A 6,535-nucleotide genomic window follows, 5' to 3' on the forward strand; every position below is an offset into this window, starting at 1 on the left:
GCGGCGCGCTGCGCAGCGTCCGGGGAACGGAGCGTTTGAAGTGCAGCAGCGTATTTGCTGCCGTGTCCCGGGCGCGGTGCAGCGCGCAGCGCTGCTCCGCAGACCCGGGACCCCGGTGGGGACGGTGACAGCCTTAGCGGCCGCGGACTACTTCTTCAGCGGCGCGTAGAAGGTGCCGTCGATCTCGGCGATGTCGCCCTGGTCGAGCGCCGGGACCTGCAGCACGGTGCGCGGCGGGTATGGGCCGTCGCCCCAGATGTCCTTCTGCACCTTGTTCACCAGCGGACGATACTTCGCGACGTCGGTGACGAACACGGTGAGCCGCACGGCGTCGGCCTTGGTGGCGCCGGCGGCTTCGGCGGCGGCCAGCATGTTGTCGAACATCCGGCGCACCCTCGCCTCGTCGCCCTCGACCATCTTGCCGGTGACGCGGTCGGTGCCGCGCATACCGCCGATGAACACGAAGTCGCCGGCGCGCGCGCCGATGCTCCAGGTGCCGCTCGGCGTGATGGTCTTGTCGGTCGGGGCGATGATCTGCACGGCGCTTGCGGTCTCGGCCGAGGCGCCCATGGGCATTGCGGTGGCGGCGATGGCGGCGATCAGCAGCGCGCGGAGCGGACGGTTCATGCGGTTCTCTCCTTGTGGTCGGATTCGGATGGCGTGGTCTGCCGCCGCCGCCAGAACTCGGCGTCGGCGAAGCGAGGTTCGGATGCGTACATCGCCTGCTGGGTGGCGAGTTGCTGCGTGACGCCCTGCAAGTAATCGCGCTCGTAGACGGCGCCGGCATCCGCCGCGCCCTTGGCGAGGCCGAGCGCGGCCGCCGCGGCCTGCAGGCCGCTCCACAGCGCGGTGGCGAGGCCGTTGGCGCTGACCGGATCGAGCGCCGTGGCGGCGTCGCCGGCGCGAACGATGCGGCCTTCGATCAGCCGGCTGACCGTGACCGATGCGGCCGGCGCGATCGCCGGCGGTGACGCCGCCGCGATCGCTTCGAGGCCGAGGCTGCCAAGACGCGGCGCGATCGCAATCGTGCCGGCCGCGAGATTCGCCCAGCGCGTGCCGTCCTGCGCCACGCCGGTGGGGAGCAGATCGGTGTCGGTGAACAGGCCGAGCATCATGCGGCGGCCGGGCAGCGGCGACATGTACCACCAGCCGAGATCGATGGCTTCGACCAGCGTCGCTGCCGCCGTCTCCGCGTCATCCGGCAGGTCGAGCACGCGCCACGCCGCGATCAGACGATCAAGCCGCCGTCGCTCGGCCGCGGCGCCGGACGACAGCGCGGCGCGGCCCGTGCAGTCAATCGCCGCGGCGACGGAGATCACCGCGCGGTCGGCCGTCGTCAGCTCGACACCGTTGGGTTGATGAGTAAGCGCGGTGACGGTGCTGCTGATCCGCTCGACGTCGCTGGTCAGCAGCGCGGTGCGCATCAGCCGCTCGAACTGCGCGCGGTCGAGATGATAGCCGAGGCCTTCATGGTCCGGCGCCTTGCGCAGCGTGGCGTCGCCCCACACCGAGAAACGTCCCTCGCCCGGCAGCGCGCTGTCGGCATCGAGCAGATGCCCCCATTGCAGGGCCTCGAGCAGCGTCAGCGCCTTTGGCGAGAGCGTTTCGCCACGGTTCGGCACCGCCGGATCAGGTGCGATCAGGATTGGACGATGTCCCGCCAGCACGAGCCGCCGGGCGGCGGATAGTCCCGCCACCCCTGCGCCGATCACGGCAATCCGCGGCATCCGCGCGGCTAACGCGACGGGATCGGTTCGACGATATCCATCGAGCCGCGCTGCACCTCGACGAACACCTGATCGGGCACGCCCGCGAGCCCCTTCGGGCCGGGCCGCTTCACCACTACGCCCATCCGGGTCCACAACTCGATCATGCGGCGCAGGCCGTCGGTGTAACCGGCCTCGACATGCAGGCCGATGCCGGCCGCGCCGCGCGCCCACGGCACGCGCGTGTGATAGAACCGCAGCCGCTCCTCCTCGGTGAGGTCGGTGCGCATCATCTGCTTGTAGAACGCCTCGGGCAGCACATCGACCGGCAGCAGCGCCGGCCACCACACCGGCGTCGGGAAGCCGGTCGCGGTGAGCACCGCCTGACAGCTGAACGCGTCGCCCTGCCACGGCACGCCCATCCAGCGCGTCAGATCGCCCGGCGCCTGCGGACCGATCGGCGAGCCCTGCTCCGGCTTCGCCGGATTGCCGGTGAAGACGTTGTCCGGGTTGAGCTGCAGACCGAGATCCTGGTTGAGAGTCTTGCGGTTCGACAACGCGATGCGGAACGGCAGCTTGGTTTCATTGGGGCCGCGATACAGCGCCTTGTGGCGGATCGGCCAGGTGATCTCGACGCCGGGATGGAACGCACCGCCCGAGCAGGCGTCGAGCGCCGCGCGGGTCATCGCCTCCGGACGCAGTTCGACCGGCAGATCGTCCAGCGTCTTCACGGCTTCCGCTGCAGCGTTCGCGTAGTCGGCATCGAACTTGCCGTCGACCCACAGCTCGAGCACGCGATATTGCGTCGGCGTCAGCGACAGCCAGGAGTGCGGACCATCCGGATAGTTGACGCCGTCGCCGAGCATGATCGGGATCGCGTTGCCGCGCCGATCCTCGCCGCCCGGCTTGCGGAACACGTCGAACACGCGCTTGCGCTCGGCCTGCGCGTCGGCCGACGGCTTCGCCAGCGTCTCGATCACCTTCGGATCGGACAGATCACCGATGTCGTGCCAGGCCGCACCGAGGAACGACGCCGCGGCGACCCACTGCATGGTGCCGGCGCGGCGCAGGATCGGAAGTACGTCGCGGCGGAACGACACCTTGTCGGCCGGCGCCTTGAGCTGGCCGAGGTCGATCATCGCCTCGCGCGCCGCGTCGTACAGCGTCACGATCGGCTCGAGCTGCGGCGCGAATTTCGGCCCGCAGCACACCACCCAGGCCGGCTCGGCTTCGACGGTCTGGCCATCGATGCTGACGCTGGCCTTGACCCAACCGTCGGCCCAGTCGTCGTGCCAGCCGTCATTGTTGGTGAAGTCGCGCACCGGGTTCTGCGGCAGCGCCGAGCGCGACACGCCCTCGGCGGCGAAAACCAAGAGGCGGCCCTTGTCGTCGGTGCGCAGATGGCCGAGCGAGACGTCGAGCGTCTGCCAGAACCGGCCCTTGAGTTTATACTTGTCGTCGCCGCCCGCGCCGTTCACCGACGCGCCGGAGATCGCGATGGCGCCCGGATCGATGCACAGCATCGCGTCGCGCTTGTCGAGCGGGATGAACGCATTGCGCTGCGGGTTGGGCACGCCCGGCATGCTGGCGCCGCGGTCGAGCGCGTTGCTGAAGCCGTACCAGGTCGCCTTGGTATTGGCGGCATGCACGGTCCACTTCGCCGACGCCGCATCGATCTCGCGCACCACGCGGCCCTGGTCGTCGTAGCCGAACAGCCGGAAGCGCTGGACCTGCTTCTTGATGCGTCCGCGGGAGTCCTTGAAGCCGCCGTCCGGCTCGTCGAGCAGGCCGGGCACTTCGGGAGCCAGGAACCAGTCGTCGGCATTGCCGACGCGGGAGAATCCGATCGCCGGGAAGATCGCCACCTTGGCGATCTTGGCGCCCTGCGGGGCGGCCTGCTGGGCGTGCAGCGAGGAAATCGCCGCCTTGGCGAGCAACGGCCCGCCGAGCCCCAGCGCAGCAGCCCCGAGCAGAAAGTCACGGCGTTTCATGCGATCTCCCCTGCAAATGTCTCGCAGGAGTTATTCGCAACTGCTTCTTAATTCCAACTTAATGGAACACGCGCCGGTTGAGCACCAGACTCGCTATTCGAGCACCATCATCCGCAGCGCGGAATAACGCGGCGTGGAAAGCTTCAAGGTCGCGCCGCGACCTCAGCCGTCGATCGTCGCCGGCTTCAGCTCGACCGACTCGCCGCAGCCGCAGGCCGAAATCTGGTTCGGGTTGTTGAACACGAACTGCGCCTGCATCCGGTCGGCCTTGTAGTCCATCTCGGTGCCGAGCAGGAACAGCACGGCCTTCGGATCGACCAGGATCTTGACGCCCTTGTCCTCGATCACTTCGTCGGTCGGCTTGACGTCCTGCGCGTAGTCCACCGTGTAGGACTGGCCGGCGCAGCCGCCGTTCTTGATGCCGACGCGCAGACCGACGATCGCGCCGTCGGCGCGGCCCATCAGTTCCTTCACCCGCGTCGCCGCGGCGTCGGTGAGTTTCATCACTTGAGGCCGAGGACGTGCCGTAGCCATGGTGTTTCCCACTCCTGCTTCCGGGCCTCGCCCGGTGACGTTCACCGCTCGTCCGGCGAACCGCCGAACCTTCAGATAATCACGCAACCGCCACTTCAACAGACCCGCATCGCCCGCCGCCTAATGGATCGGCCAGACACCCGGCGTCACCAGTTCCAGCAGATGGCGATCCGGATCCCGGAAGTAGATGCTCGACCCGCCACGCGGCCACTCGGTACGACCTTCGATCGCCACGTCGTGCTGCGCCAGATGGGCTTCCCATTCGCGCAGTCCGTCGCGATCGACCGACAGGCCGATATGGATCGGGCCGTTGCCGTCGTGCGGCGGGATGGTGCCGCCCGGCAGCTTCACCGTGTCCAGCGTGCTGCCGCGCTTGAACAGCGACAACACGCTGCGTCCGCCGACATCGTAGGCGCAAAATCGCGAGTCGCGGGACATCGCACTCAGCAGCAACACGTCTTCGTAGAACCGGCAGGCGCGATCGAGGTCGTCGACATACAGCGCCGTCTCGATCACCCCGTTCAGTCGCAGAGCCAATCCGGCCTCACCACATATTCAGCACGAGCCGCGCTTCGTCGCTCATGCGCTCCGGCGTCCACGGCGGCTCCCAAACGATGTTGACGTTGACCACGCCGACGCCGGGCACCGAGGCCACCGCGTTCTCGACCATGGTCGGCAGCTCCGCCGCGGCCGGACAGTTCGGCGTCGTCAGCGTCATGTCGAGGTCGACGGTGCGGTCGTCCTTGATCTCGACCTTGTAGATCAGACCCAGCTCGTAGATGTCGGCCGGAATTTCCGGGTCGAACACGGTCTTGAGCGCGCCCACGATTTCGGTGCCGAGCCGCTCGGTTTCCTCGGGCGGCAGCGCCGAGACGGTCTGCATATTGGCTTTGGCCTCGATCGTATCGGTCATGCGAACAGATCCCGCGCCTTGATCAGCGCCTGTGCGAGTTGGTCGACGTCTTCCCGCGTATTATACATGCCGAACGACGCGCGGCACGTCGCCGTGACCTGGAAACGCTCCAGCAGCGGCATCACGCAGTGGGTTCCCGCCCGCACCGCGACGCCCTGGCGGTCGATCACCGTGGCGACGTCGTGCGGATGCGCGCCCTTCATTTCGAAGGAAATCACCGGCCCCTTATTCTTGGCCGAGCCAATGATGCGCAGCGAGTTGATCTCGCGCAGCCGCTGTTCGGCGTAGGTCAAAAGATCGTGTTCGTGCGCGGCGATGCGCTCCTTGCCGATCGAATTGACGTAGTCGATCGCGGCGCCGAGCCCGACGGATTCGACGATCGCCGGCGTGCCGGCCTCGAAGCGGTGCGGCGGGTCGCCATAGGTGACCCAGTCCTGCGCCACTTCGCGGATCATCTCGCCGCCGCCGTTGTAGGGGCGCATCTTCGCCAGCACATCGTACTTGCCGTACAGCACGCCGATGCCGGTCGGGCCGTACAGCTTGTGGCCGGTCATGACGTAGAAGTCGCAGTCGATGTCCTGCACGTCGATGGTGAGATGCACCGCGCCCTGACTGCCGTCGACCAGCACCGGAATGCCGCGGTCGTGCGCGATCTTCACGACCTCCTTGACCGGCACGATGGTGCCGAGCGCGTTCGACATCTGGGTGATCGCCACCAGCTTGGTCTTCGGCGTCAGCAGCTTCTCGAACTCGTCGATCAGGAAGTTGCCTTCGTCGTCGACCGGCGCCCATTTCAGCACGGCGCCCTGACGCTCGCGCAGGAAGTGCCACGGCACGATGTTGGAGTGGTGCTCCATGATCGAGAGCACGATCTCGTCGCCCTCGCCGATATTCGGCGCGCCATAGGACGACGCGACCAGATTGATCGCCTCGGTGGCGTTGCGGGTGAAGATGATTTCTTCCGGCTTGCGCGCGTTGAGGAAGCCCTGCACCCGGGCGCGGCCGCCCTCATAGGCCTCGGTCGCCGCATTGGCGAGATAATGCAGGCCGCGATGCACGTTGGCGTATTCGCTTTCATACGCCTTGGTCATTCGCGTCAGCACCGCCCGCGGCTTCTGCGCCGACGCCGCGTTGTCGAGATACACCAGCCGCTTGCCGTAGACTTCGAGCCCGAGCGCCGGGAAATCTTCGCGAACCTTGGCGACGTCGTAGGAGCCGTTGGAAACTGCGGGATGCGCCATGTCAGGTCTTCCAACTCGTTAGAACTCGTTCAAAGCGATGCGCACTGCCGGCCGAAATCGACCGCATCAGTGCCGCATCGACTCCCTCTCCCCGCTTGCGGGGAGAGGGTTGGGGTGAGGGGGCGTCTCCGCGAGGCCGAAACTCGGCGA

Annotated in this window: 7 protein-coding genes; all 7 read right to left on the reverse strand. The window is 67.5% G+C overall.

Annotated features, from left to right (window positions below; all coding sequences use genetic code 11):
• Window positions 1-147: 147 nt before the first annotated feature.
• The 7 genes from IP86_RS14350 to IP86_RS14380 all read right to left on the reverse strand — a co-directional run bounded on the left by IP86_RS14350 (window position 148) and on the right by IP86_RS14380 (window position 6,385).
• Window positions 148-627: a RidA family protein gene (locus IP86_RS14350; protein WP_054163216.1), complete on the reverse strand. Its 480-nt coding sequence runs from the start codon at window positions 625-627 to the stop codon at window positions 148-150.
• Window positions 624-1,727: an NAD(P)/FAD-dependent oxidoreductase gene (locus IP86_RS14355; protein WP_054163217.1), complete on the reverse strand. Its 1,104-nt coding sequence runs from the start codon at window positions 1,725-1,727 to the stop codon at window positions 624-626. Before IP86_RS14355 ends, IP86_RS14350 begins: the two co-directional genes overlap by 4 nt.
• Window positions 1,728-1,735: 8 nt before the next feature.
• Window positions 1,736-3,697, reverse strand: coding sequence for a CTQ-dependent glycine oxidase GoxA (gene goxA, locus IP86_RS14360; RefSeq protein ID WP_054163218.1), 1,962 nt, complete (start codon window positions 3,695-3,697; stop codon window positions 1,736-1,738).
• 162 nt (window positions 3,698-3,859) lie between these two features.
• Window positions 3,860-4,231 carry a HesB/IscA family protein gene (locus tag IP86_RS14365; RefSeq protein WP_082364002.1) on the reverse strand — a complete coding sequence of 124 codons (372 nt, stop codon included), beginning with the start codon at window positions 4,229-4,231 and terminating at the stop codon, window positions 3,860-3,862.
• Between the two features lie 120 nt (window positions 4,232-4,351).
• A complete protein-coding gene (locus IP86_RS14370; protein ID WP_054163220.1) occupies window positions 4,352-4,768 on the reverse strand; it encodes a VOC family protein in 417 nt (138 codons plus the stop codon).
• A 7-nt stretch (window positions 4,769-4,775) separates the two neighbouring features.
• Window positions 4,776-5,144, reverse strand: coding sequence for an SUF system Fe-S cluster assembly protein (locus IP86_RS14375; RefSeq protein WP_054163221.1), 369 nt, complete (start codon window positions 5,142-5,144; stop codon window positions 4,776-4,778).
• Window positions 5,141-6,385, reverse strand: coding sequence for a cysteine desulfurase (locus tag IP86_RS14380; RefSeq protein WP_054163222.1), 1,245 nt, complete (start codon window positions 6,383-6,385; stop codon window positions 5,141-5,143). The genes IP86_RS14375 and IP86_RS14380 overlap by 4 nt, the downstream gene beginning before the upstream one ends.
• Between the last annotated feature and the right edge of the window lie 150 nt (window positions 6,386-6,535).

Source organism: Rhodopseudomonas sp. AAP120 (genome assembly GCF_001295845.1).
Taxonomy (GTDB): Bacteria; Pseudomonadota; Alphaproteobacteria; order Rhizobiales; family Xanthobacteraceae; genus Rhodopseudomonas.

What these genes read in the sequence shown, in the direction of transcription:
- IP86_RS14375 (WP_054163221.1), bottom strand. Translation starts at nt 5,144, where the DNA reads ATGACCGATACGATCGAGGCCAAAGCCAATATGCAGACCGTCTCGGCG.
- IP86_RS14380 (WP_054163222.1), bottom strand. Translation starts at nt 6,385, where the DNA reads ATGGCGCATCCCGCAGTTTCCAACGGCTCCTACGACGTCGCCAAGGTT.
- IP86_RS14365 (WP_082364002.1), bottom strand. Translation starts at nt 4,231, where the DNA reads ATGGCTACGGCACGTCCTCGGCCTCAAGTGATGAAACTCACCGACGCC.
- IP86_RS14355 (WP_054163217.1), bottom strand. Translation starts at nt 1,727, where the DNA reads ATGCCGCGGATTGCCGTGATCGGCGCAGGGGTGGCGGGACTATCCGCC.
- IP86_RS14350 (WP_054163216.1), bottom strand. Translation starts at nt 627, where the DNA reads ATGAACCGTCCGCTCCGCGCGCTGCTGATCGCCGCCATCGCCGCCACC.
- goxA (WP_054163218.1), bottom strand. Translation starts at nt 3,697, where the DNA reads ATGAAACGCCGTGACTTTCTGCTCGGGGCTGCTGCGCTGGGGCTCGGC.